Origin of the sequence: Streptomyces blastmyceticus (assembly GCF_039521185.1) — a bacterium.
Classification (GTDB): domain Bacteria; phylum Actinomycetota; class Actinomycetes; order Streptomycetales; family Streptomycetaceae; genus Streptomyces; species Streptomyces blastmyceticus.
In genome coordinates, this window is the sequence record NZ_BAAABW010000002.1 from 101,895 (window position 1) to 126,365 (window position 24,471).

General features: G+C 71.6%; 21 protein-coding genes. 8 read left to right on the forward strand and 13 right to left on the reverse strand.

Annotated elements, in window-relative coordinates; genetic code table 11:
- Positions 1–219 precede the first annotated feature (219 nt).
- Complete coding sequence (locus ABD269_RS02540; protein WP_425572811.1) at positions 220–891, forward strand: bifunctional DNA primase/polymerase; 672 nt, start codon at positions 220–222, stop codon at positions 889–891.
- A gap of 46 nt (positions 892–937) precedes the next feature.
- On the opposite strand, the gene ABD269_RS02545 is transcribed toward ABD269_RS02540, so the two are convergent.
- The 3 genes from ABD269_RS02545 to ABD269_RS02555 all read right to left on the reverse strand — a co-directional run bounded on the left by ABD269_RS02545 (position 938) and on the right by ABD269_RS02555 (position 4,484).
- Positions 938–2,350: an FAD-dependent monooxygenase gene (locus ABD269_RS02545; RefSeq protein WP_344115578.1), complete on the reverse strand. Its 1,413-nt coding sequence runs from the start codon at positions 2,348–2,350 to the stop codon at positions 938–940.
- 122 nt (positions 2,351–2,472) lie between these two features.
- On the reverse strand, positions 2,473–3,336 hold the full coding sequence (locus ABD269_RS02550; protein WP_301893036.1) for an alpha/beta fold hydrolase: 864 nt from the start codon (positions 3,334–3,336) through the stop codon (positions 2,473–2,475).
- A gap of 455 nt (positions 3,337–3,791) precedes the next feature.
- Positions 3,792–4,484, reverse strand: coding sequence for an iron-dependent transcriptional repressor DtxR (locus ABD269_RS02555; protein ID WP_301893037.1), 693 nt, complete (start codon positions 4,482–4,484; stop codon positions 3,792–3,794).
- Positions 4,485–4,680: 196 nt separating this feature from the next.
- Here ABD269_RS02555 and ABD269_RS02560 point away from each other — a divergent pair, with 196 nt between their 5' ends.
- Positions 4,681–5,436, forward strand: coding sequence for an SIS domain-containing protein (locus tag ABD269_RS02560; RefSeq protein WP_301893039.1), 756 nt, complete (start codon positions 4,681–4,683; stop codon positions 5,434–5,436).
- Positions 5,437–5,452: 16 nt separating this feature from the next.
- Here the strand turns inward: ABD269_RS02560 and ABD269_RS02565 are convergent, their stop codons facing one another.
- Complete coding sequence (locus tag ABD269_RS02565; protein ID WP_425572812.1) at positions 5,453–6,898, reverse strand: PAS domain-containing protein; 1,446 nt, start codon at positions 6,896–6,898, stop codon at positions 5,453–5,455.
- 325 nt (positions 6,899–7,223) lie between these two features.
- Positions 7,224–7,928: a pyridoxamine 5'-phosphate oxidase gene (gene pdxH, locus ABD269_RS02570; protein ID WP_425572814.1), complete on the reverse strand. Its 705-nt coding sequence runs from the start codon at positions 7,926–7,928 to the stop codon at positions 7,224–7,226.
- A 347-nt stretch (positions 7,929–8,275) separates the two neighbouring features.
- Between pdxH and ABD269_RS02575 the strand changes: the two genes are divergently transcribed.
- From ABD269_RS02575 to ABD269_RS02600, 6 genes are all read left to right on the forward strand, one after another.
- Complete coding sequence (locus ABD269_RS02575) at positions 8,276–9,376, forward strand: citrate synthase 2 (RefSeq protein WP_344115583.1); 1,101 nt, start codon at positions 8,276–8,278, stop codon at positions 9,374–9,376.
- Positions 9,377–9,842: 466 nt separating this feature from the next.
- Complete coding sequence (locus tag ABD269_RS02580; protein ID WP_301893042.1) at positions 9,843–10,043, forward strand: hypothetical protein; 201 nt, start codon at positions 9,843–9,845, stop codon at positions 10,041–10,043.
- Positions 10,027–10,542, forward strand: coding sequence for a DUF6879 family protein (locus tag ABD269_RS02585; protein ID WP_344115586.1), 516 nt, complete (start codon positions 10,027–10,029; stop codon positions 10,540–10,542). The genes ABD269_RS02580 and ABD269_RS02585 overlap by 17 nt, the downstream gene beginning before the upstream one ends.
- Positions 10,539–11,372: a Scr1 family TA system antitoxin-like transcriptional regulator gene (locus ABD269_RS02590; RefSeq protein ID WP_344115588.1), complete on the forward strand. Its 834-nt coding sequence runs from the start codon at positions 10,539–10,541 to the stop codon at positions 11,370–11,372. Before ABD269_RS02585 ends, ABD269_RS02590 begins: the two co-directional genes overlap by 4 nt.
- Positions 11,373–11,435: 63 nt before the next feature.
- Positions 11,436–11,735, forward strand: coding sequence for a hypothetical protein (locus tag ABD269_RS02595; protein ID WP_344115590.1), 300 nt, complete (start codon positions 11,436–11,438; stop codon positions 11,733–11,735).
- A gap of 38 nt (positions 11,736–11,773) precedes the next feature.
- Entirely contained in the window at positions 11,774–12,283 is a 510-nt protein-coding gene (locus ABD269_RS02600; RefSeq protein WP_344115592.1) for a hypothetical protein, read from the forward strand.
- Between the two features lie 153 nt (positions 12,284–12,436).
- Here ABD269_RS02600 and ABD269_RS02605 read toward each other — a convergent pair whose 3' ends face one another.
- From ABD269_RS02605 to ABD269_RS02640, 8 genes are all read right to left on the reverse strand, one after another.
- A complete protein-coding gene (locus tag ABD269_RS02605) occupies positions 12,437–13,258 on the reverse strand; it encodes a helix-turn-helix domain-containing protein (RefSeq protein ID WP_344115594.1) in 822 nt (273 codons plus the stop codon).
- Positions 13,259–13,540: 282 nt separating this feature from the next.
- Positions 13,541–14,155 (reverse strand): TetR/AcrR family transcriptional regulator, encoded by a 615-nt coding sequence (locus tag ABD269_RS02610; protein ID WP_344115596.1) that lies wholly within the window; start codon positions 14,153–14,155, stop codon positions 13,541–13,543.
- On the reverse strand, positions 14,143–14,883 hold the full coding sequence (locus ABD269_RS02615) for an enoyl-CoA hydratase family protein (protein WP_301893052.1): 741 nt from the start codon (positions 14,881–14,883) through the stop codon (positions 14,143–14,145). The genes ABD269_RS02610 and ABD269_RS02615 overlap by 13 nt, the downstream gene beginning before the upstream one ends.
- A gap of 33 nt (positions 14,884–14,916) precedes the next feature.
- Entirely contained in the window at positions 14,917–16,074 is a 1,158-nt protein-coding gene (locus ABD269_RS02620; RefSeq protein ID WP_344115599.1) for an acyl-CoA dehydrogenase family protein, read from the reverse strand.
- Positions 16,071–18,020, reverse strand: coding sequence for an acetyl/propionyl/methylcrotonyl-CoA carboxylase subunit alpha (locus tag ABD269_RS02625; RefSeq protein WP_344115601.1), 1,950 nt, complete (start codon positions 18,018–18,020; stop codon positions 16,071–16,073). Before ABD269_RS02625 ends, ABD269_RS02620 begins: the two co-directional genes overlap by 4 nt.
- Positions 18,021–18,027: 7 nt before the next feature.
- Positions 18,028–19,626 carry an acyl-CoA carboxylase subunit beta gene (locus ABD269_RS02630; protein ID WP_344115604.1) on the reverse strand — a complete coding sequence of 533 codons (1,599 nt, stop codon included), beginning with the start codon at positions 19,624–19,626 and terminating at the stop codon, positions 18,028–18,030.
- Positions 19,623–21,368 carry an acyclic terpene utilization AtuA family protein gene (locus ABD269_RS02635; protein WP_344116025.1) on the reverse strand — a complete coding sequence of 582 codons (1,746 nt, stop codon included), beginning with the start codon at positions 21,366–21,368 and terminating at the stop codon, positions 19,623–19,625. Before ABD269_RS02635 ends, ABD269_RS02630 begins: the two co-directional genes overlap by 4 nt.
- 152 nt (positions 21,369–21,520) lie before the next feature.
- Positions 21,521–24,439, reverse strand: coding sequence for an FAD-linked oxidase C-terminal domain-containing protein (locus tag ABD269_RS02640; protein ID WP_344115606.1), 2,919 nt, complete (start codon positions 24,437–24,439; stop codon positions 21,521–21,523).
- Positions 24,440–24,471 lie beyond the last annotated feature (32 nt).

Genomic DNA, 24,471 nt, shown 5'->3' on the forward strand with positions numbered 1-24,471 from the left:
TCCGGAGAATGCGGACTTAACGGTAATGACAGCAAAGGCGGTAATGGCCAAACAATGACTGTCTCGCCCTTTCGCCTGGAGGTGGCTACCCACCTGGGCGGGGAACCCGCGCCTGCGCCCCCGTACATGCATCCGTGCGCCCCATGTGCATATCCGACCGCCACCGACAAGCCCGACCCTGAGCCGTAACCCCTCGTGACGAGGGGAGTTGTGAAGGACGTGGAAGAGACCATCGGAGTAGTAGGAGCACCGCTCGTCCCCCAACAGCGCGGCGAGCGGCTGCTCGACGCGGCTGTCCGGTATGCGGAAGAACGGCACTGGGACGTCTTCGCCGGCACCTGGCTGGAGGCCGAGGAGGGCCGGGAGCGCTGCTCGTGCGGCGAACTCGGCTGCCCCGCCCCGGGTGCGCACCCCGCCCGCCCCGACTGGGCGACCCAGGCCACCGGGAGCGCCGTCGCCGCCCGCCGGATGTGGGCCAGGCAGCCCGACTCCTCGGTCCTGCTGCCGACGGGGCGCACGTTCGACGCGCTGGACGTGCCGGATACGGCCGGGTGCCTGGCGCTCGCCCGCATGGAGCGGATGGGCACCCCGCTGGGGCCCGTGACCTGCACTCCGTACGGCCGGATGCTGTTCTTCGTGCTGCCCGGTGGGGCGTTGAAGGTCGGCGACCTCGCGCGGAAGCTGGGCTGGCACCCCTCATCGCTCGACCTGATCGCCCGCGGCGAGGGTGACTACGTGGTGGCCCCGCCGACCCGGATGGGCTCGCGCGGCTCGGTGCTGTGGGCGCGCGAACCCACCGCCGCCAACCGCTGGCTCCCCGACGCGGAGGAGCTGGTCAGCTCACTGGCGTACGCGTGCGGCCGGGACGCGGCGGACGCCCGGCGCAGGTGACCCCGCCCGGACGCCCCCGTTCCGCCGCACTTGCGCCGGGTGCGTGTCACGACACCTCGGCCACGTGCCCGTCCGGCCGCACGAGCAGCGTCTGCGCGAGCGCGTCGGCCCGGGTGACCGTGGTGACGTCCGGCTCGGGCTCCGTCTTCGCGCCGCGCGGCAGGACGCGTACGTACGTACCGGCGCGCAGTGCCTCGTACAGCCTGGACGGGCCGTCGGCGGTCTCGGCCAGCGGCAGGTCGGGGGCGCGGCGGCCGGTCATCGGGTGGGCGCCGGGAGGCGCGGGGTAGTCGATGCCGATGCCGGACACCAGGCCGGCGCCGCGGTCGACGGCGAAGGGCAGGGCGCCGACGGCACCGGCCGCGACATCGCGCAGGGCGCGCCCCGCGGGCGAGCCGATGAGGGCGGCGCGCAGGATGGCTCCGCTGACGCGGAGCACCAGCTTGCCGACCGGGTGGCGTTCGTCGTGGTAGCTGTCGAGCAGCGCGTCGGCGGCCCGCCCCTGGAGGACGGCGGCGAGCTTCCAGCCGAGGTTGGCGGCGTCCTGGAGCCCGGCGTTCATGCCCATGCCGCCCGCGGGCGAGTGGACGTGCGCGGCGTCGCCCGCGAGGAGGACCCGGCCGACGCGGTAGCGCGGCACCTGCCGCTCGTCGCTGTGGAAGCGCGAAGTCCAACGGGCGTCACGCATACCGAAGTCGGTGCCGAAGGCGTCGCGGGTGACGGCCCGCAGATTGTCCATGTCGACGGGGACGTCCGACGGCAGGCTGCTGCCGCGCTCCCAGGCGATCGCGCGGTACCAGCCGTCGCCGAACGGCACCAGGAACGCGAAGCCGCCGGATCCCGCCTCGAACGCGGGCAGTCCGGAGAGCTCGGTGTCGATCCGGACGTCCGCGAGCATCACGGACCGCAGGACGGACTTCCCAGGGAAGGGCATCCCCAGCGCCCGCCGCACGGCGCTGTGCACCCCGTCGGCCCCCACCACATAGGCGGCGCGCAGCCGTTGGGGCTCGCCGCCCTTCTCGCGTACGTCCACGTCGACGCCGTCGGCGTCCTGGCGCAGCCCGGTCACCTCGGCGCCCCGCCGGATCTCGGCCCCGAGGGCGACGGCGCGCTCCTCCAGCACGCGCTCCGTCTCGTACTGCGGGGTGAACAGGACGCCGGGGAAGCGGGTGGGCAGCCGGCTCAGGTCGATCCGGCCGTGCCCGAAGAGGCGCAGGGTGCCGGTGAACGGCCCCGTGGCCAGCAGCCGTTCGGCGATCCCCCGGGCGTCGAACAGCTCCAGGGTGCGCGCGTGCACCGCGAACGCCCTGGTCAGATTGGACTCCTCGGCCCGCCGCTCCAGCAGCGCGACCCGCACTCCGGCGGCGGCGAGGTCGCCCGCGAGCAGCAGCCCGGTGGGGCCGGCGCCGACGACGAGGACATCGGCGGACAGGGACGTGGAAGGCAGCTGGGAGGACATGGCGTCTCCTCGGGTGCGCACGGTCGGTGCTCGGTGAGCCGTACCTCCAGTGCACACCCGCCGCCGAATTATGTCAACGCTCGTTGAATTAATCCGGGCCGGGCCGGAGGGCGGGATGTCGCCTACGCCGGGAGCGCCGTCTCCAGGAAGCGCTCGACCACGCGCCGCCAGGCGTCCGGCTGGTCGTAGTGGACGAAGTGCCCCGCGTCATGGACCTCCGCATAGACCCCGCGCGGGAGCACCCGCACCATCTCGTGGGCCTCGGCCCGCCCCAGCTCGCCGTCGAGCCCCCGGACGACCAGCGTCGGACACTGCACCAGGGCCAGGTCCTCCCAGTGCGCGTCACGTGCGTACGTCTCGCGGGCGATCAGCATCTGGCGGCGCGAGAAGACCGGGCGCCAGCCGTCGGAGCGCTCGGCCATCACCTCGGCGTAGAAATCACCGCGGGCGGGCTTGGGGCGCTCCAGGGCCGGGTCGTCCTCCCCGAACCACTTGCGGACGTCCGCGAGCGTGGCGAAGGGCACGGGCCAGGACTTGAACCACTCGCCCCACTCCCGCCGCCCGGCCACCCCCAGCGCGGAGGCCCGCATCTCGCAGATCACCAGGGCCCGCACGAGGTCGGGGCGGCGGGCGGCGAGCTGCCAGGCGGTGAGGGCGCCCATCGCGTGACCGATGAGGGTGACGGGCGCGAGGCCCAGGCGCTCGACGGCGGCCTGGACGTCGGCGACATAGGCCTCGCGGGTGAAGGGGCCGTCGACAGGGCGCTCGCTGCGGCCGTGGCCCCGCATGTCGAGGGCGACCGCGCGATGGCGGGTGGAGAGCCAGCGGGCGGTCTCCGCCCAGTGGGCGGCGCGGCCCATCAGGCCGTGGAGCAGCAGCACCGCGCCGGGGCCGCCCGCGCCGTCGCCGCCCTTCGGCGGGTCGGCGAACTCCCAGGCGGCGAGCCGCACTCCGCCGCTTCCCCTCACGTCGATACGCCGCGCCATGAGCCTGGCACCCCCTCTTCTCCCCCGAGCAGCTCCACTGTATAGAACTGGTATTCGAACACTCGGTCGTGGCGCGCAACACCCCTCGTTCGAGTGACCTTGCAGAAGGGTTGACCGGCGGAGCCCAGGGGAGTAATCGACCTGGGCGTGGACCGCTCGGGGAAGAAGGTCCACGGGGCGGACCCTGGGAGCTCGGGGCTCCGGGTCGCCACGGGGGTACATGGGGAGGCAGGGCCCCGGCAGCTCGCAAGGGCGCCGGGGCCCTCGCCATGACCGTCCACCGACCTCATCGGAGCCCCTCCCCAGGACGACGGCGCGCCGCGCATATGCGTCAGCGCCAGCGTGGCACGCGAATGGGCGCTTCGCGCCCTATACGCGGAGTCCGGGCCCGAGTTGACGGCTCGGGGCGGAGCCTCGGGGAGGGGTGGCGGGCAGCGGTCGCACCGCCGCCGGAACTACCGCTTCGCCACGAACACGTGCGTGGCGATGTCCGCCTCCAGCTCCGCGGCCTCGCCGCCGCTGCCGACGAGGACGCCGCCCGCGGACTCCGTCACGCTGACGACCGCGCCCGGCTGCACGCCCGCCCGGCGCAGCGTGTACATCAGCTGGGGGTCCGTCTGGATGGGCTCGCCGATGCGGCGGACGACGACGGTCTTGCCCTCGGTGCCCGGCTCCAGGTCCATCAGGCTGACCATGCCGTCGTTGAGGAAGGGGTCCGGCTCGGGCTTCTCGCCCAGCTCCTCCAGGCCCGGGATGGGGTTGCCGTACGGCGACTCCGTCGGGTGGCGCAGCAGCTCCAGCACGCGCCGCTCCACCGCCTCGCTCATCACGTGCTCCCAGCGGCAGGCCTCGGCGTGCACCTGCTCCCACTCCAGGCCGATCACGTCGACGAGCAGGCACTCCGCGAGCCGGTGCTTGCGCATGACGCGCGTCGCCAGCCGGCGGCCCTCCTCGGTGAGCTCCAGGTGCCGGTCGCCGGCGACCGAGACCAGGCCGTCGCGCTCCATGCGCGCCACCGTCTGGCTCACCGTCGGGCCGCTCTGGTCGAGCCGCTCGGCGATGCGGGCACGCATGGGGATCACACCCTCCTCCTCGAGCTCGAGAATGGTGCGGAGATACATCTCCGTGGTGTCGATCAGTCCGGACATGCGTGCCCCTTGATAAGTCGTGCGCTGGCCCTGGACTCAATTCTGACGCATATCACTGACAACGGTGCCGCGGACGGCCACGCCCGCCGCCGCCGTATTGACAGGGCCCAGGTCCAGACCGCAACGTGATCCGCGCCACGAGCGTACGCCCAGACGGTACGCGCCACCGGATCCCTAGCTAAGGAGCCCCGCAGCGATGAGCGAGAACAAGCTGGCCGGGCAGTTCTTCGACGCCGCGATCGGGCTGCTCCAGCGGGTCCGCGACGAAGAGGCGGCGCACATCGCCGAGGCGGGATCCTTGCTGGCAGACGCCGTGGCGGCCGGGGGCAGGCTCTTCGTCTTCGGCGCCGGGCACTCCTCGCTGCCCGCGCAGGACGTCGTCTACCGCGCCGGCGGCCTCGCCCTGATCAACCTCCTCGCCGTGCCCGGCGTCATCGGCCTCGACGTCATGCCCGCCACCCTCGGCAGCGCCCTGGAGCGGGTCGACGGCCTCGCGGGGGCGGTGCTGGACACCAGTCCGGCCCGTCCAGGTGACGTACTGATCGTCATCTCCCTGTCCGGGCGCAATTCGCTGCCCGTCGAGATGGCCGTGAACGCCCGCGCGCTCGGGCTCACGGTCATCGGCGTGACGTCGCTCGCGTACGCCGAGCACACCAGGTCGCGGCACACGTCCGGGACGTTCCTCAAGGACCACTGCGACCTCGTCATCGACAGCAAGATCGACATCGGGGACGCGGAGCTGACCGCCGACGGCATCGCCGCGCCGTTCGGGCCCGCGTCCACGGTGGTCACGAGCGCGCTGATGCAGGCGGTCGTGGCCTCCGCCGCCGGCGAGCTCGCCGCGCGGGGGATCGACCCGCCGATGCTCCGGTCCGGGAACGTCGACGGGGGCCACGAGTGGAACGGCCGCGTCATGGACGAGTACGGCGACCGCATCTTCTTCCGCCACTGACCGCTTCCGCGAGCGCCTACTCCCCCGTCGCCACCGCCAGGTCGACCGACGCCGCCACCCGTGACGCGATGTCCTCCGCGTACGTCGCGTCCGCCCGGTCGAAGGGGCGGCGGGACGGGCCGCGCAGGAAGGTGACCACGCCGACCGTCCGGCCCCGGCTGCGCAGGGTCGTGGAGAGGGCGTGCAGGGTGCCGTCGGGCCATTTGCGGGCCGCCGCCCACCCCTCCGAGCAGTCCGAGACCGCCCGTACGCTGCCGCAGCGCTCGACCGCCTGGAGCGCCGGGTGGCCCTCCGCGTACGGGACCGGGATGCCGCCCCGGACGGTCGCAGGGGAGGCGGTCGGACCGGGCGTGCCGGCGGGCGTGGCCGCGGCCCGTACGAGCCTGACCGGCTCGCGCGGGGTCGCCTCCGGCTCCGGCAGCAGGTCGACCAGGGCGTGGTCGGCGAAGCCCGCGAGCGCGAAGTCCAGATAGAGGGTGGCGGCCTCCATCGGGTCCTCGCACTCGGCGACCGCCCGGCCCGCCCGGTGCAGTTGACTGCTGCGGAAGCGCAGCCGCGCGCTGTCCTGCTCCGTCAGCCGCGCCGCCGTCACGTCCAGGAACAGCCAGGCCACCCCCAGCGGCACCGGCTCCTCCGCCAGCGGCGAGGCCAGCCGCAGGAAGCCGCTGCGCCAGCAGCGCCGCTCCGGCGGCGCCCCGCCCTGGTCGCGCAGTGTCACCCACAGATCGGTGGGGGCGGGCGGCGCACCGGCCGCCAGTACGTGCTGGAGGGCGCCCTCGATCTCCTCCACGCCCTGGTCGAGCAGCTCGCCGAGGGGGCGCCCCAGCAGGGCCGTGCGCCCCGAGCGCAGGGCGCGCGCCGCGTGCGCATTGGCGAGCGCCGGGCGCAGGTCGGCGTCCACGAGGACCACGCCCCACGACGCGTCCCCGAACAGCGCCTCGCTCAGGGCGATCGACCGCTCCAGGTCGATCTGCGTGTGCACCTCGCTGAAGGCGCAGTACGCGCCCGCGGGCCTGCCGTCGGCGCCGGGCACCGCCGACAGCTGCGTACGGACCAGGACCCGCCCGCCGTCCTTGGTCAGCAGCGCGAACTCGTGCACCTGGCGGCCGTGCGCCCGCATCGCGGCCATCAGCCGCGCGGTGACCTCCTCGGCGTCCGCCGAGCGCACCGCCCAGCCGGCCAGCCCCTGCCGCCCCACGGCCTCGGCCGCGGTCCAGCCCAGTATCCGCTCGGCCTCGCGGTTCCAGTGGGTCACCGTGCCGTCGGCGTCGAACGCGCACAGGGCCGCGTCCATGCCGTCGAGGAGCGCGGCGAGAAGGTCCGAGTCGTCGCAGTCGGCGCCGGGGACGGAGCCGGACCCGGGCCCGGCGAGTGCTTCCGGGCGGGCAGGCCCGGACTGGTGTGGTGCGGTCACGAGGTACCCCCAGCTGGACGCGTCTGCATGTCCTGCACGACGGGTCATTCAACTCGACCGTGCTGGGCACCACACCGTCTTCGGAGAAATCGTTGCCCACAGGAAATTGGGTTGTGGGCCTACGGCGCGCTTCCTAGGGTGGTGCGCACACGAGAAGGGAGGTGGTTCGGCCAATGATTTCAATCCGGACGCGTGAGGTGACTGCGGGCTAGACGCCCGTCGTCGCGCATTGCGCAGCGCCGGCGTCGCCGGCCAATCCCGAGCAGTCACCCGATCCGTGGGCTGCCGAGTCGTCCGCTCGGCGTTCGTCATCACGACGAACAGTGGCCCACGGATCGCTGCGTTTCGCGGGCCCCGCGGGTTTCCGGTGCCCCTACGGGCAGAGGCGCTCCACCCGCCAGCCGTCGTCCGACCGCACGTACCGCAGGCGGTCGTGCAGCCGGTTCTCCCGCCCCTGCCAGAATTCCACGCATTGCGCGGTCACCCGGAAACCGCCCCACCCCGTGGGGACCGGCACCGGTTCGCCCTCCGGATAGCGCGCGGCGAGCCGCTCGTACGCCGCGTCGATCTCCGCGCGCGAGCCGACGACCGTCGACTGCGCGCTCGCCCACGCGCCGAGCTGCGAGCCGTGCGGGCGGGAGTGGAAGTACGCGGCGGTCTCCTCCTGGCTCACGCGCTCCGCGGTGCCCGTGACGATGATCTGCCGGGCGAGCGGGTGCCAGGGGAAGAGCAGGCAGACGTGCGGATTGCCGTCGATCTCACCGGCCTTGCGCGAGCCGTAGTTGGTGTAGAAGACGAAGCCGCGGTCGTCGTAGCCCTTGAGCAGCACGGTCCGTGCGCTGGGCCGCCCTTCGGCGTCCGCGGTCGAGAGGATCATGGCATTGGGTTCCTGGAGCCCGCTCGCGAAGGCCTCGGCGAACCAGACGGCGAACTGCTCGTACGGGCTCGCGGCCAGGTCCGCCTCCAGCAGGCCCGTGGAGCCGTACTGCTCGCGCATGGCGGCCGGGTCGAGGGCGCCCGCGTGGAACTCCGGTGCGTGGAACTCATCGGCGTGGGTCACGCGCTCATCTTCCAACATCCGCCCGCTTCCCCCACTCGGGCGTAGCCGCTCAGTGTGCCCGGTGCGGCCCCTCGCCAACCCCGTGATCGGCGAATCCCGCGGTGTGCCGGACATCACCCTTCCCCGCGTCTGTCCGGACACCCCAAAATCGCAGGGCGGGAGGCTGTGGGACCCGCACATCACCAGCTATCGTGTCCGGCCTGAATCCGGTACCCGGCGCCCGCGAAGGGCCGGGCGCGGAGGCCGGGTGAAAGCCAGCCGCACGGGGCATGACCGGGTAGACCGATCCGGACCGCGAGCCGCGCCGAGCGGCCGTGTAACCGGCCCGGCACCCGCTTGTCGCACACATCATGAGGAGCCGCCTGATGTCCGACTTCGTACCCGGACTCGAAGGAGTCGTCGCGTTCGAGACGGAGATCGCAGAACCCGACAAGGAAGGCGGCTCTCTCCGCTACCGAGGCGTGGACATCGAGGACCTGGTCGGTCAGGTGTCCTTCGGGAATGTCTGGGGTCTGCTGGTCGACGGTTCGTTCAACCCCGGCCTGCCGCCCGCCGAACCGTTCCCGATCCCCGTGCACTCGGGCGACATCCGCGTCGACGTGCAGTCGGCGCTGGCGATGCTCGCCCCCGTCTGGGGCCTCAAGCCCCTCCTCGACATCGACGAGGCGACCGCCCGCGACAACCTCGCCCGCGCCGCCGTCATGGCGCTCTCCTACGTCGCCCAGTCGGCGCGCGGGCAGGGCCTGCCGATGGTGCCGCAGCGGGAGATCGACAAGGCGGAGACCGTCGTCGAGCGCTTCATGAAGCGCTGGCGCGGCGAGCCGGACCCGCGGCACGTCAAGGCCGTCGACGCCTATTGGACGTCCGCCGCCGAACACGGCATGAACGCCTCGACGTTCACCGCGCGCGTCATCGCGTCGACCGGCGCGGACGTCGCCGCCGCCCTGTCCGGCGCGGTCGGCGCGATGTCCGGCCCGCTGCACGGCGGGGCGCCGTCCCGGGTCCTCGGCATGATCGAGGAGATCGAGCGCACGGGCGACGCGAAGGCGTACGTGAAACAGGCCCTGGACCGCGGCGAGCGCCTCATGGGCTTCGGCCACCGCGTCTACCGCGCCGAGGACCCCCGCGCGCGCGTCCTGCGGCGCACGGCGAAGGAGTTGGCCGCGCCCCGCTTCGAGGTCGCCGAGGCGCTGGAGAAGGCGGCCCTGGAGGAGCTCCACAACCGCCGCCCCGACCGGGTGCTCGCCACGAACGTCGAGTTCTGGGCGGCGATCGTGCTGGACTTCGCGGAGGTTCCGGCGCACATGTTCACGTCGATGTTCACGTGCGCCCGCACGGCGGGCTGGAGCGCGCACATCCTCGAACAGAAGCGGACGGGCCGACTGGTCCGGCCGTCGGCCCGCTATGTGGGGCCCGGGCCCCGCAACCCCCGCGAGGTCACCGGCTACGCCGACATCGCCGGCTAGCCGTCCGCCTGCGGCGGGGGCGCCCTGCGGGCGTGGCCTCAAGCGCCGGCCGGGCTGGTTGTTGTCGGCCTTCGTTGTCGGGTGCGGGGCCGTGCCGCTCCGGGGTGGTTCGGGACTGCTTCGCTTTACGTCCCGAACCACCCCTGCGCGTCCCGCCCCCTCCCGCCACCACCAGCCCGCCGGGGGGGCCGGGGGTCTCCCCCCACGCGGCGGAGCCGCAAATTGACACAGCCGGGAAGGGGCGGGGTAGGGGAACACGGCCCGCTGAGAGCCACTGAGCCAGCAGGGCGACCCCAAGTGGCCTGAGAGCCCAAGGGAGCGACACAGGGGCGCAGGGGCACTCCGCAGCTTGATCTTTAGTCCATCACGGGAATATCTCCAAGGCGGCATGGACGCCCCCTGTCCGGCCTGCATACGGTCGTGACCAGACGGCCCAACCCGGGTCAGACTCCAAGGGAGTTGGCACATGGCGCTTACGCGGCTCACGGGCAGCGGACAGGGCGAGTGCGGCAAGAAGGACTGCCCCAACGTCTACCGCGACGAGTCGGACGGCGGGTTCGTCGTCCAGGGCGAGCACTCCAACGCGTTCCAGCCTCCGACCGGTGAGGCACTCGTCAAGATCCCCGAGAGCGTACTGAGGGAGGCATTCCGTGCTCTTGGCTGGTGACGCCTGGGACGCCAAGTTCCGGAACTTCACAAAGGAAGCGTGGCGGCTCGAAACTCTGCCGCAGTACATCGTCCCGCAGGAAGCCGAGGAATACTCTCGATTCCTCTCCGGCCAACCGGTGGCTCCCGAAGAAGATGACGAATGGGCTGACCTGATCAAGACTCATCGGGAAACCGGCGGCACCATCGGGCGAGTGCACATCGTCACGCGGCCACTCTCGGACTATATCCGGTTCGAGTTCGCGCAGTACTACGCCCCGCAGTCCGACGTAGGCGAAGACATCCGAATCCTTGATGTAACGGACCGGCCTAACCCTCTGGAAGGCGTTCAAGACTTCTGGATGTTCGACCGGTCAACGGTCGTGCTCATGAACTATGAGCCGGACGGAAAGCAGATCGACCGGGAACTATTCGACGGCGACCCCGCCTCGTTCGTGGAATACCAGCGAATCGCCCTCGCCGAGGCTGTGCCATTCTCGGAGTACGTGAAACAGCTTTGACGCTTGAACCCGTAGAGCTAGGGCAGAGCAAGGCTGACCTGGCGGAGATACTGAGAGAGCTACGCAAGCGAGCCGGCCTCACAGGGGACCGGCTCGCTCAGCGTTGCACCATGAGCCAATCCAAAATCAGCAAGATTGAGACGGGAAGACGAACCCCGTCGCTCATGGACGTTGAACGGATCTTGAGGGCACTGGAGGCACCGCCCAGCCTCATCGCTGAGGTAATGGCCCTGGCCAGGATCGCTAACACCGAGTGGCAGGACTCCCGGTCACTCCTCCGCCGAGGTCTCGACAAGGGGCAGGTCGAGCTGGCCGAGGTAGAGAAGATCACCAAAGAGTTCCGGTTCTTCCTGCTGTCCATGATTACCGGCCTGCTGTCGACGCCCGAATACATCAAAGCCAGCCTTGACGACGTCGAAGGCGACCTCGGGAAAGTGATGAACAAGAAGCTTGAACGACAGGTCGTGTTCTACGACGAGTCGAAGTCGTTCACGTTCATTCTCACCGAGCAAGCCGTGCGCTTCCTGAAGATTCCCCCGCATGCCATGGCTATCCAGATTGACCACCTGGTGTCGCTTTCCCACCTGCCCACCGTGAGGCTCGGGGTCATTCCCGTAGACACTTACTTGCCGGGATGCCCGCTCACCACGTTCACGGTCTATGACGAACACATGGCAACGGTAGAAGCTTCCACTGGGGTAATGATGTTCCGTGACCCTCGCGACGTGACTGCATACCTTGAAGAATTCGCGAGCTACGAAGATCGGGCGCTATTCCAGGATGACGCACGGGAACGCCTGTCTGCATGGGCCGACATCTACCGTTCATGATCTTTAGTACATCACGGGAATGTGGTTCGTGTTCACTCGATTTATGCACCACAATCTCTCTCCATGACCACGGACATCGAAGCAGCCGCACAGCAAGCCGACGCCTTCTTGGCAGCCAAGAAGAAGGCCGACGACATGGCTTTCATGCTGGGTCGTGTGCTGGCGGAGATGGGCATCAGGGTCGGGGACACGGACTCGTGGCCACTGCTGAAGGGCCGCGCGTCCCTCTCCGGTGAGCCGTCCGTCTTCCTCGGGACGGTTCCGTTGCCGACGGCCAAGAAGCTGATCGACGCCCTGATCTGTGCGGAGTCGGAGAAGCGGTACCAGCGTGACAACGGCGCTGGCCGCGACCACGGCGCCTAGCGCGGTGTCCGTACCCACCTCAACCAGGAAGGCAGATCATGACCGACCTGTACAGCCTCACCATCGACAACGCCCAGTTCTCCAAGGCATGCGGAGGCAACACCCACCCCGACGGCGAAGCGTGCGTGACGCTCGCCCGCATCGGCGTGGACGCCTGGGCCATGGGCGACAGCAAGCGGCCGAACGCCGAGCCGCAGCGCTACCGGGAAGCCGTGGCAGAGTGGAAGACCACTGACGTTCCGCCGATCGAAACGGCGTACTGGCTGATGAAGCCGTCCCGCCTCATCAAGGGCACATGGGACGAGCCGAAGGAAGCTGCGGAATGGCTGGGGGAACGGCTGACTGAACATGCGCCCCGGTTCGCGTCGGACCACGATCAGGACACGACCCGGCTTGCCGTCCTCGTCGCCTCCGCCGCTGAGCGTCTGGCCCTCGGCGGGGATGCCTCGCTCGGGTTCTACCTCCGAGGGACCTTGTTCCTGTCGGTAGCGCTGGTGACGTGCTCCCCGAACCGCGCTGCGCCTGAGCTGTCCTGCCCGCTGGGGTGAGGGTAAGTTCAGTAACTTCGTTAAGTTCCGACGAGGTTGGGACTTTGGTCGTGGTGCCGGCTGGGACCACGGACCCGGCTTCCGAGAGAGCCCACGAGAGCACCGAGACCAGCCGACGCGGCCACAGCCGCCCCGGAGGGTGGCTGTGGCCGCTCACGCGGCCGTGCCCGTCGTGCTCGCCTCGCGGCAGTCGCGGCATCTGCCGGGTTCCGCGGAGCGGAAGGCGCGTTCGCAGCCGTCGCAGGTCCGGAAGGGAAGCGGGCGGCGAGGTGGCTCCGGGGCGGGCTCCAGCGGCTGGGTGGGGAGTGCGGGTGGCAGCCACTCCTTCAGGCGGTAGCCGAGGAGGCCGGCCGGGCGGGGGATGACGCCGATAGGGAGTTCGCCGCTGAGGGTGCGGGTGAGTTGCACGGAGCCCACGCCGCGGTCGAGCCAGGCCCGTACCGCCGGGGCGAGCAGCCGCACATCCCGCTCCGACAGGATCAGCCGCGGGTCGCGGCGGCGTAGTCCGGCGAGCAGTTCGGCTGCCTGCTGATCGACGGGTGGCAGGGGTACGTCAACAGTGCGCCGTCGCTTCACCAGGTCGACCGGTCGGCGGCGGGGCCGCGGCGCGCTCACCTCGCGGTGATCGGGGTGTTCGAACCAGGCGGTCCGCGTCACCATCCGTCCGCCCGCGCACCGTACCCGCCGCCGTTCCAGATATCCGGCCGCTTCCAGCTCGCGTAACGCGCGGGCCAGGACGATCTCGCCTTCCCGGAAACGCCGGGTGAGGTCCTTGATGCCGATGGAGGCGCCGTCGGGGAGCGACTGGATGTACACGCCGATGCCGATCGCCACGGCGGAGAGGGTGGCGTGCTGGGCGAGATGATTGCCGACGACGGTGAACTTGGCGTCGTGACGGTGCCGGATGTGGACCACTCCGGCCTTCGGGGACTCGGCGCACGTGGATACACGCGCGCTAAACTGCGCGTCAGTCATGGGGAAGGTCTGACTTCCTTGATGATCAGGCCCTCGTCCGGGATGCCCGTCCCGGCGGGGGCCGTCGTCTGTATGGGGGTTGTTGGCGCGAACGTACCGCGCCGGTGCCCATGCCTGCCACCTTGTCACCCGATGGGGTGACGAATGCGGTTTGGAAAGGATTCGGTTCTTTCCCCCGATTCTTCAACGGGACGTCGGGGAGAGCCGGTTCGCGGTGAACCGGGTCCTGGAAACCCCGATCCGGAAGCCCTGGCACGCCGGGTGCGCGCCTCGTTCACCCGGTCAGGATGTGGGGCGCTCCAACAGCTCCCGCAGCACCCCTTCCCAATGCGCCACCACCCGCTCCCGCCGAGCGCTGTCATCCGTCAGCAGGTTGGCCAGGCCCAAACCCCGGGCCATGTCCAAGAAGCCCTGCACGGTCTCCCGGACGCCCGGACGGCGCTCGTCCGCGCCCAGCAGTTCGACGGCCATGCGGTGCACCTCGCGGCCGACGCGTGTCTCCAGGTCGGTCACCCGGGCCCGGAGCTGTTCCTCGTTCGTGGCGGCGATCCACAGTTGGAGGGCTGCGCGGAAGAGCGGGCCGGTGAACAGGCCGACGAGTTCCTGGACGGCGCCGTACGTCCGCGCGGGGCCGGAGATCAGCTGCACGGGGACGAGGGCGTTGCGCAGGGCGGTCAGGCGCTGTTCGGCGACGTATTCGACGGCCGCCGTGAACAAGTCCTCCCGCGTACGGAAATGATGCTGCGCGGCACCCCGCGACACCCCCGCCCGCTCGGCGACCACGGAGACCGTCGAACCGGCCCACCCGTGTTCGGCGAGGCACTCGACGGCGGCCTCCAGCAGCCGCTGCCGGGTGGCTCTGCTGCGGTCCTGTTTGGGCGCGCTCACCGTGCCCATGCGGGGTCCCTCCGTTCCAGGAACGCCGTCATGCCCTCGTGCGCCTCCTCCGACGCGAACAGCCGCGCGGACCGCGCGGCCAGCTCCTCCGTGTCACGGTCGAGGACGCGCAGGAGCTCCGCCGTCACCAGCCGCTTGGACTCGGCGAGCCCCTGCGGCGAACCGCGCCGCAGTCCGTCCAGCACCGGCCCGAGCACGTCACCGGGCTCCCCGGCGAGCGTGATCAGCCCCATGCCGGCGGCTTCCCGCGCCCCGAAGCGCTCCCCGGTCAGGAAGTACCGCGAGGCCGCACGGGGGTCCAGCCTCGGCAGCAGCACCATGGAGATCACCGCGGGCGCCAGCCCCAGCCGCGCCTCGGTGAAGGCGAACGAGGACTTCTCCCCCGCCACGGCGATGTCGCAGGCCCCCAACAGCCCTAGCCCACCGGCCCGTACGTGCCCGTCGACGACGGCGACGACGGGCTTGGGCAGCTCCACCACCGCGCGCATCAGCCGTACGAGCCCCAGCGGGGCCGACGCGTCCGACCCCGCCTCGCTCAGGTCGGCACCGGCGCAGAACGTGTTGCCGGTGTGCGTCAGCAGCACCGCCCGGACGCCGGAGTCCGCCGCAGCCTCGGCGAAGGCGTCGTGCAGCTCACCGACGAGCCGTGCGGACAGGGCGTTGCGATTGTGCGGCGAATCGAGCGTGAGGGTGGTTATTCCCTGCTCGGAGGAACGACGGACCAGCATCCGGCAAACCACCTTCATTCATCGGGACTTTGTTCAGTAGGACTTGGGGAGTCCGAGCGTCCGGTGCGACACATAGTTCAGGATCATCTCGCGGCTGATCGGCGCGACCCGCGCCACCCGGGACGCCGTGATCAGCTGTGCGAGCCCGTATTCGGTGGACAGGCCGTTGCCGCCCAGCGTGTGCACGGCCTGGTCGACGGCGCGGACGGCGGCCTCGGCGGCGGCGTACTTCGCCATGTTCGCGGCCTCCCCCGCGGCGATGTCGTCACCGGCGTCGTAGAGATGAGCGGCCTTCTGCATCATGAGCCGGGCGAGCTCGACCTCGATGTGCGACTGGGCGAGGGGGTGCGCGATGGCCTGGTGCGCCCCGATGGGCTGCTGCCACACCTGACGCGTACGGGCGTAGTCGACCGCCCGCCCCAGCGCGTAACGGGCCATCCCGATGGCGAACGCGGCGGTCATGATGCGCTCGGGGTTGAGCCCGGCGAAGAGCTGGAGCAGCCCGGCGTCCTCGTCCCCCACCAGGGCGTCCCCGGGCAGCCGGACGTCGTCCAGGACCAGCTCGAACTGGAGCTCCGGGGAGGCGACTTCCATGGGGATCCGGCGGTACGAGAAGCCGGGCGCCTCGCGGTCGACGATGAACAGGCAGGGCTTGAGCTTCCCCGTCCGCGCGTCCTCCGTGCGCCCGACGATCAAGGTGGCGTCGGAGGCGTCGACACCCGAGATGAAGACCTTCCGCCCGCTGAGCAGCCACCCGTCGCCGTCCCGGCGGGCCGTGGTGGTGATGCGGTGGGTGTTGGACCCGGCCTCGGGCTCGGTGATGCCGAAGGCCATCCGGAGCGTTCCGGCGGCGAGGCCGGGCAGCCAGCGGCGCTTCTGCTCTTCCGTGCCGAAGCGGGATATCACGGTGCCGCAGATCGCGGGCGAGACGACCATCAGCAACAGGGGGCTTCCGGCGGCGCCCAATTCCTCCAGGACGATGGAGAGTTCGGCGATGCCGCCACCGCCGCCGCCGTACTCGACGGGCAGGTTGACCCCCAGATAGCCGAGCTCGCCGGCCTCCGCCCAGAGCTCGTCGGTGTGCTTGCCCTCCCGTACGGCCTGGGAGACGTACTCCCGCCCGTAGCGCCGCCCGAGAGCGGCGACGGCGGCGCGGAGATCGGCGTGTTCCGTGCTCTCGACAAGGGTCATGGCGTCGGCTCCTCGGTGACGACAGCGAGCAGGGCGCCGACCTCGACCTGACGGCCGGGGACGGCGTGCAGGGCGGTGAGCGTGCCGGCGGCGGGCGAGACCACCTGGTGCTCCATCTTCATGGCCTCCAGCCACACCAACGGCTGCCCGGCGCGCACGGCTTCGCCGACCGCGAGCCCGTCGGCGAGCCGCGCGACGACACCGGGCATGGGCGCGAGCAGCGAGCCGGGCACGGCGTGGGTGCGGGGCTCGGGAAAGCGCGGCAGGGCGGTGAACGCGTGCGTGCCGCCGGGGGTGTCCACGTGGATCAGCGACCCGTAGGCCGCCACGTCGAAGGCCCGGCGCACGCCGTCCGCCTCCAGTACGACCCGATCGGGATCGGCGCTCAGCAGCCGCACCCCGTCGTGGGATTCCGCGACGAGCCCGCTCCGCGCGAGCCGGTAGCGGACCTCGGTCTCCTCGCCGTCGGGCTCAGCGCGATAGCGCTTGACCTGCGGCTGGGAGGGGAGGTTGCGCCATCCGCCGATATGGCGGGGTACGGCGGGCGATCGCGCTGTCCGCCGCGCGGCGGCATCGGCGAGGGCGGCGGCGAGGGCGGCGAGTCGTACGGCTTTGCCGTCGCCTTTCGCCGTGAGTGCGGCCAAGTGCCGGTCGAAGAAACCGGTGTCCATCTTCCCGGCGAGGAATTCCGGATGGCGGAGGGAGCGCACGAGCAATTCCCTGTTGGTCACGAGCCCGTGGACGCGGGCACGCTCCAATGCATGGGCGAGCCGCCGGGCGGCCTCGTCGCGCGTGGGCGCCCAGGCAATGACCTTGGCGAGCATGGGGTCGTAATGCACGCTGACGGCGTCGCCGCTCTCGACACCGGCATCGACACGTACGCGAGTGCCGCCGTCCCCGACGGACAGGCACCGCACGACCCCGCTCTGGGGGGCGAATTCCCGCGCCGGATCCTCGGCATACAGCCGGGCGGATACCGCGTGCCCCGAGGGCGAAGGCGGCTCCCCCAGCGGAAATCCCTCTGCCACCCGGATCTGGAGCGCGACCAGGTCCACCCCGTACACGCATTCCGTCACCGGATGTTCCACCTGCAACCGCGTGTTCATCTCCAGAAACGCGGGCCGCCCGTCCCGTCCCACCAGGAACTCGACCGTTCCCGCCCCCACATAGCCCACGGCCCGGGCCGCGGCGACGGCGGCGGACAGCAGCCCGGATCGCAGCTCCTCGGGGAGCAGCGGCGCGGGCGCCTCCTCGATCACTTTCTGGTGGCGCCGCTGGAGCGAGCAGTCCCGGGTCCCGAGGGCCCATACGGAGCCGTGCGCGTCGGCGAGGACCTGCACCTCGACGTGGCGCCCGCCTTCGACGTACGGCTCGACGAACACCTCGCCGTCGCCGAACGCGGCGAGCGCCTCGGCCCGGGCGGAGGCCAGCGCGGCTTCCAGCTCGGGGAGCGTCCGTACGACCCGCATCCCGCGCCCGCCCCCGCCGGCCGCGGCCTTGACCAGTACGGGCAGGTCGGCGGCGCGGATCGCGGCGGGGTCGAGGGGCGCGAGCAGGGGGACCCCGGCGGCGGCCATCAGCTCCTTCGCCCGGGTCTTCGACGCCATGGCCTCGATCGCGGACGGCGGGGGCCCCACCCACACCAGCCCGGCGTCGAGGACGGCGCGGGCGAAGGCGGCGCTCTCGGACAGGAAGCCGTATCCGGGGTGCACGGCGTCGGCCCCGGCCGCGAGCGCGGCCTTCACCACCAGGTCGCCGCGCAGATATGTCTCGGAGGCGGCGGCTCCGGGCAGCGCGACGGCGGCGTCCGCCTCCCTTACGTGCCGGGCGGTGGAATCGGCGTCCGAATGCACGGCGACAGTGGCCATGCCGAGTTCACGGCAGGTACGGAAGACGCGGCAGGCTATTTCGCCCCGATTGGCGACCAGCACGGAATGAATCGTCACGAGAGCCTCACATCCGGAAGACGCCGAAGCCGCCACGCGCGCCCTCGACCGGCGCGGTGTGCACGGCGGAAAGGCAGAGCCCCAGCACGGTCCGCGTGTCGCGCGGGTCGATGACGCCGTCGTCGTACAGCCGCCCGGAGAGGAACGCGGCCAGCGACTCGGACTCGATCTGCCGCTCCACGACGGCACGCAGCGCGGCGTCGGCCTCGTCGTCGTAGGGCTGCCCCTTGGCCGCCGCGGAGGCGCGGGCGACGATGGAGAGCACCCCGGCCAGCTGCTGCGGGCCCATGACGGCGGACTTCGCGCTCGGCCAGGCGAAGAGGAACCGGGGGTCGTACGCCCGCCCGCACATTCCGTAGTGCCCGGCGCCGTACGAAGCGCCCATGAGCACGGAGAGGTGCGGGACCCGGGAATTGGACACGGCGTTGATCATCATCGCGCCGTGCTTGATGATGCCGCCCTGCTCGTACTCCTGGCCGACCATATAGCCGGTGGTGTTGTGCAGGAAGATCAGCGGGGTGTCGAGCCGGTTGGCCAACTGGATGAATTGCGCGGCTTTTTGGGACTCGGCGCTGAAGAGGACGCCCTGGGCATTGGCCAGCACGCCCACGGGATATCCGTACACCCGCGCCCACCCGGTCACCAGGCTGGTGCCGTAGAGCGGCTTGAACTCGTCGAAGTCGGAGCCGTCGACGACGCGGGCGATGACTTCCCGGGGGTCGAACGGCACCTTCAGATCGCCGGGCACGATCCCCAGCAGCTCGTCCTCGTCGAATACGGGCGGCTCGAAGAATTCCGAACCGGCTTCCGCTTTCCGCCAGTTGAACCGGGCGACGACCCGGCGTGCCTGCCGCAGCGCGTCGAGCTCGTCGACGGCCAGATGATCGGCGAGCCCGGACACCCGCGCGTGCATCTCGGCCCCGCCGAGCGCCTCGTCCTCCGCGTCCTCCCCGGTGGCCATCTTGACCAGCGGCGGCCCGCCGAGAAAGACCTTGGCCCGCTCCTTGACCATGATGACGTGGTCGGACATTCCGGGGACGTACGCGCCACCGGCGGTCGAATTCCCGAAGACGACCGCGACGGTCGGCACACCGTCGGCGGACAGCCGGGTGATGTCCTTGAACAGGGCACCGCCGGGGATGAAGATCTCCTTCTGGCTCGGCAGATCGGCGCCGCCGGACTCGACGAGCGAAATGCAGGGCAGGCGGTTCGCGTGGGCGATCTCGTTGGCGCGCAGGATCTTCTTCAGCGTCCAGGGATTGCTGGCGCCGCCGCGTACGGTCGGGTCGTTCGCCGTGACGAGGCATTCCACGCCCTCGACCACGCCGATGCCGGTGACGACGGACGCCCCCACCGCGTAATCGCTGCCCCAGCCGGCCAGCGGGGAAAGTTCCAGGAAAGGGGTGTCGGGGTCCAGGAGCAATTCGATGCGCTCCCGGGCGAGCAGCTTGCCGCGGGCGCGGTGCCGGGCGATGTATTTCTCGCCGCCTCCGGCGATGGCCTTAGCGTGCTCCGCGTCGAGTTCGGCGAGTTTGGCGAGCATCGCCTCGCGGCGGTCGCGGTATTCGGGACCGGCCGGATCGAGCCCGGACGCCAGGGTGGTCACAGCAGCACCTCGGGTATCTCCAGGTGGCGTGAGCGCAGCCACTCGCCGAGGGCCTTGGCCTGCGGGTCGAAGCGCGCCTGGGAGGCGACGCCGTCGCCGAGGAGCCCGTCGACGGTGAAGTTGAGCGCCCGGAGGTTGGGCAGCACATGCCGCTCGACGGTGAACCTGGCCGTCTCCGGGAGGAGTTCGCGCAGCCGGTCGACGGTCAGCTCGTGGGCGAGCCAGCGCCAGGCCTCGTCGGTACGGACCCAGACGCCGACGTTGGCGGACCCGCCCTTGTCGCCGCTGCGCGCCCCGGCGATCGTCCCGAGCGGAACGCGACGGGTGGGGCCGGGGGGAAGGGGCGGGGGCAGTGTGACAACGGGGTCCGAGGTCCCGTCCCCGAACACCGGGCAGGCCGGATCCTGCGGACCGTGGCCGTCGGGCACGCACGCCGGGATCCGCACCCGCGTCGCATCGGGCAGAACCGCCACGTGCCGCACCGCGTACGCGTCGATGTACGCCGCCTCGAAGACCCCGTACGGCATGCTCTTCCCCGGCGGGGCCGTGACGTGGAAGCCCGGATAGCTGGCCAGGGCGAGCTGGATCGCCGCGCTGCTGACGGCCCGGCCGACCACCTCGGGGTCGGGGTCGCGCACGACGAGCCGCAGCAGGGCGCTCGCCTCCTCCTGCACGTCCGCGTCGGCCCGGTCCGTACGGGCCAGGGTCCACCGGACCTCCGCCGGGCGCCGCCGGGCGAGCGCCGCTTCGAGCTGCTCGCGGACGAGACCCGCCTTGACCTCGATGTCGAGGCCGGTGAGGACGAACACGATCTCGTTGCGCCAGCCGCCCACCCGCGTCAGCCCGGTCTTGAGGAACGGCGGCGGCGCCTCGCCCCGCACCCCATCGATCCGCACCCGGTCCGGGCCGTCGTCCGTGAGCCGTACGGTGTCGAGCCGGGCCGTCACGTCCGGCCCGAGGTAGCGGGGGCCCGCCGTCTCGTACAGCAGCTGCGCGGTGACCGTGCCGACGGTCACCGCGCCGCCCGTGCCCGGGTGCTTGGTGATGACGGCGGACCCGTCCGCGTGGATCTCGGCGATGGGGAAGCCCGGGTGGTGGATGCCCTGCGGCCCGGAAATCTCCCGGAAGAAGGAGTAGTTGCCGCCGGTCGCCTGGGCGCCGCACTCCAGGACATGCCCGGCGACGACCGCCCCCGCGAGCCGGTCCAGGTCCTCCGCGAGCCAGCCGAAGTGCGCGGTGGCGGGGCCGGTGACGAGCGCGGCGTCGGTGACGCGCCCGGTCACCACGACGTCGGCGCCCGCCCGCAGACAGGCGGCGATCCCGGCGCCGCCGAGATAGGCGTTGGCGGTGAGCACGCCCGGCCCCCACTCCCGCTCGGCGAGCAGGTCGTCGCCCTCGACGTGCGCGACCCGCACGGGCACGCCGACGCGCTCGGCCAGGGCCCGGATCTCCTGGGCGAGCCCGGCCGGATTGAGCCCGCCCGCGTTGGCGACGATCCGCACCCCGCGGTCGACGGCGAGCCCGAGCCCCTCCTCCAGCTGGCCGAGGAAGGTCTTGGCGTAGCCGCGCTGGGGGTTCTTGAGCCGGTCCCGGCCGAGGATGAGCATGGTCATCTCGGCGAGGTAGTCACCGGTGAGCACGTCCAGGGGGCCGCCGGTGAGCATCTCGCGCAGGGCGTCGAACCGGTCTCCGTAGAAACCGGAGGCGTTGCCGATGCGGAGCGGGGAGCGGTCCCCCGCCATCCGTAGGTCCTCGGCTGCCTCGACGGGGTTGACCACCGCGTACTCCTCTGGGACAGGTGATGTGACGAACGGCTGCGCCTACCCCCGTGCCTGACGTTTCCGCCGGCACCGAGCGTCCCAGCACCCGGAGAAACAAGCAAGCGTGCTTGCCTTTATTTTTCGCCGTGCTGACGGGAGTTGCCGGCGATCCCGTCCACGATCCCCTCCGCGAGCACCTCCGCCAGGTGCCGCCCGCGCCGCCCCGCCAACTGCGCCAGCTGCGTACGGCAGGAGAACCCGTCGGCCAGCACCTCCGCCCCTTCTTCCGCCCCGCGCACCGACGGCAGCAGCTGCTCCTCGGCACAGGCCACGGACACGTCGTAGTGACCTCGCTCGAAACCGAAGTTCCCGGCGAGGCCGCAGCACCCGCCGCTCAACTCTCCGCGTAGCCCCGCTCTTTGCCTCAGCCGACGCTCCGCTTCATCCCCCAGCACGGCGTGCTGATGGCAGTGCGTCTGACCGACGACGGGACGGTCGAGGCGCGGCGGCTCCCAGTCCGGTGCGAGCTCTTCGAGCGTCTGGGCGAAGGTGCGCACGGAGGCGGCGAGCCGGTGCGCACGCGGGTCGTCGGGGAGGAGCTCGGGCAGATCGGTCCGCAGCACGGCGGCGCAGCTCGGTTCGAGAACGGTGACGGTGAGCCCGGCGTCGAGGGCGGGGGCCATGATGTCGAGGGTCTGCTTCAGCTTGCGCCGGGCGGTGTTGAGCTGGCCTGTGGAGATCCAGGTGAGGGCGCAGCATGGCGCCTTCGGCGGGAGCGTCGGGTTGAGACCGGCGTCCTGGAGTACGGCGACGGCTGCGCGGCCGACGTTCGGGGCGAGGTAGTTGGTGAAGGTGTCGGGCCACAGCACGATGTGGGCGCAATCCGGAAGATCCAGCCCGTCCGGCGTTTGAGGACAGCGCGCGGAGCGTGCTTCGGGGTCTGGGGCGGAGCCCCAGTTCGGGAAGGGGCGGGTAGGGGAAAAAGCCCACCACCGCCGGAACGTCATCGGCGGCAGCGCCGGCAACGCTCGCTCCCGCGCGATCCCCCCAACCCGCTTGGCCACCGCACCCAACGGCCCACGCGCCAACGCATTGAGCAACCCGCCCAACCGCAAAGCCGAAACCCCCCGCAACCACACCGGCAGCCACCCCATCGAGTAATGCCCCGCAGGCCGCACCCGCCCCGCATAGTGGTGGTGGAGGAACTCCGCCTTGTACGTGGCCATGTCCACGCCCACAGGGCAGTCGCTGCGGCACCCCTTGCACGAGAGGCACAGGTCGAGCGCCTCCCGTACCTCCTCCGAGCGCCAGCCGTCGCGTACGACCTCGCCCGCCAGCATCTCGTGCAGCAGGCGGGCGCGGCCGCGCGTGGAGTGGCGTTCCTCGCGCGTCGCGCGGTACGAGGGGCACATCACGGCCGTGCCGCTCGCGGACGTCTCCCGGCACTTGGCGACGCCCACGCACCGCCGGACCGCCGCCGTGAAGTCCCCGCCATCACCCGGATAGGCGAACTCCACGGGCACCGGGCCCTTGGGCAGGGGTGCGAAGCGGAGGTTCTCGTCCAGGCGGTGGGGGCGGACCAGCATGCCGGGGTTGAGGCCGTGCTCCGGGTCCCACAGATCCTTGAAGCGCTCGAAGGCTCGTACCAGCTCCGGCCCGTACATCTTGGGCAGCAGCTCCGCCCGCGCCTGCCCGTCGCCGTGCTCGCCCGACAGCGAGCCGCCGTGCGCGACGACCAGCTCCGCGACCTCGCCGGAGAACTCCCGGAAGCGCCGCACCCCGTCCGCGCTCACCAGGTCGAAGTCGACGCGTACGTGCACGCAGCCGTCGCCGAAGTGCCCGTACGGCGCGCCGCGCAGCCCGTGGCGGCCCAACAGCGCCCGGAATTCCCGCAGATAGGCGCCCAGCCGGGCCGGTGGCACCGCGCAGTCCTCCCAGCCGGGCCACGCCTCGGTGCCGTCCGGCATGCGGGTGGCCGTGCCGGCGGCGTCGTCCCGTACGCGCCACAGCGCGCGCTGCGCCGCCGGGTCGGTGAGCACGGTGTGCCCGGTCGTCTCCGGCGCCGCCGCCCGTACGATCTCCCGCGCGCGGGCCTCCGCCTCGTCCGCCGAGTCCCCGCCGGTCTCCACGAACAGCCAGGCCGCGCCCTTCGGCAGGGCGGACGCGTCGCCCACGAGGTCGGCGGCCATGCCCTCGATGGTCAGCGGCCCGTACGGCAGCAGCAGGTGCGCCGCGTCGGCCGCCGCGCTCTCGTGTCCGTACCCCAGCACCGCCAGGGCGCGGGCGCGGGGCGCCGCGACCAGGCCGACCGTCGCCTCCGTCAGCACCCCGAGCGTGCCCTCGCTCCCCGTGAAGGCGCGGGCCACGTCGACGCGCTTCTCCGGCAGCAGCTGGTCCAGCGCGTACCCCGAGATCCGCCGCGGCAGCTCCGGGAAGCCCGTGCGCAGCAGCGCCAACTGCCCGTCGGCGAACGCCCGCAGCCCGTCGGCCAGCCGCGGCGGCAGCCCGCCGAGCCCGCGTCCGAGCCGGGCCCGCTCCCCGCCGTAGGTGAGAACCCGCAGCTCACGTACGTTGTCGGCCGTCGTGCCCCAGGCGACGGAGTGCGCGCCGCACGCGTTGTTGCCGATCATGCCGCCGAGCGTGCACCGCGCGTGCGTCGAGGGGTCGGGCCCGAACGTCAGCCCGTACGCCCCCGCCGCCGTCCGCAGCGCGTCCAGCACGACCCCCGGCTGCACCACGGCCGTGCGGGCCTCCGGGGCGATGCCGACGATCGCGTCCATGTGCCGGGTGAAGTCCAGGACCACGCCCACGCCGGTCGCCTGCCCCGCGATCGACGTCCCCCCACCCCGCGCCACGACCGGCACCCCACGCTCCCGGCAGACCGCGAGGGCCGCCTCCACGTCCTCCTCGTCGCACGGCGCGACGACACCGAGGGGGACGCGCCGGTAGTTCGAGGCGTCCATCGTGACCAGGGCGCGGCTCCCGTCGTCGAAGGCGACATCTCCTTGGATGACGGCTCTCAGGGCACGCTGAAGATCGCGGGTTTCCTTCATGCGATCTTTGTTCCCCAGCCCCGCCCCTTCCC

Coding starts and splice junctions, on each gene's coding strand:
- ABD269_RS02560 (WP_301893039.1), top strand. CDS start 4,681: ATGAGCGAGAACAAGCTGGCCGGGCAGTTCTTCGACGCCGCGATCGGG.
- ABD269_RS02615 (WP_301893052.1), bottom strand. CDS start 14,883: ATGCTGGTCCGTCGTTCCTCCGAGCAGGGAATAACCACCCTCACGCTC.
- ABD269_RS02640 (WP_344115606.1), bottom strand. CDS start 24,439: ATGAAGGAAACCCGCGATCTTCAGCGTGCCCTGAGAGCCGTCATCCAA.
- pdxH (WP_425572814.1), bottom strand. CDS start 7,928: ATGTTGGAAGATGAGCGCGTGACCCACGCCGATGAGTTCCACGCACCG.
- ABD269_RS02595 (WP_344115590.1), top strand. CDS start 11,436: ATGACCACGGACATCGAAGCAGCCGCACAGCAAGCCGACGCCTTCTTG.
- ABD269_RS02620 (WP_344115599.1), bottom strand. CDS start 16,074: ATGACCCTTGTCGAGAGCACGGAACACGCCGATCTCCGCGCCGCCGTC.
- ABD269_RS02545 (WP_344115578.1), bottom strand. CDS start 2,350: ATGTCCTCCCAGCTGCCTTCCACGTCCCTGTCCGCCGATGTCCTCGTC.
- ABD269_RS02610 (WP_344115596.1), bottom strand. CDS start 14,155: ATGGGCACGGTGAGCGCGCCCAAACAGGACCGCAGCAGAGCCACCCGG.
- ABD269_RS02600 (WP_344115592.1), top strand. CDS start 11,774: ATGACCGACCTGTACAGCCTCACCATCGACAACGCCCAGTTCTCCAAG.
- ABD269_RS02550 (WP_301893036.1), bottom strand. CDS start 3,336: ATGGCGCGGCGTATCGACGTGAGGGGAAGCGGCGGAGTGCGGCTCGCC.
- ABD269_RS02575 (WP_344115583.1), top strand. CDS start 8,276: ATGTCCGACTTCGTACCCGGACTCGAAGGAGTCGTCGCGTTCGAGACG.
- ABD269_RS02565 (WP_425572812.1), bottom strand. CDS start 6,898: ATGACCCGTCGTGCAGGACATGCAGACGCGTCCAGCTGGGGGTACCTC.
- ABD269_RS02555 (WP_301893037.1), bottom strand. CDS start 4,484: ATGTCCGGACTGATCGACACCACGGAGATGTATCTCCGCACCATTCTC.
- ABD269_RS02635 (WP_344116025.1), bottom strand. CDS start 21,368: ATGGCGGGGGACCGCTCCCCGCTCCGCATCGGCAACGCCTCCGGTTTC.
- ABD269_RS02580 (WP_301893042.1), top strand. CDS start 9,843: ATGGCGCTTACGCGGCTCACGGGCAGCGGACAGGGCGAGTGCGGCAAG.
- ABD269_RS02605 (WP_344115594.1), bottom strand. CDS start 13,258: ATGACTGACGCGCAGTTTAGCGCGCGTGTATCCACGTGCGCCGAGTCC.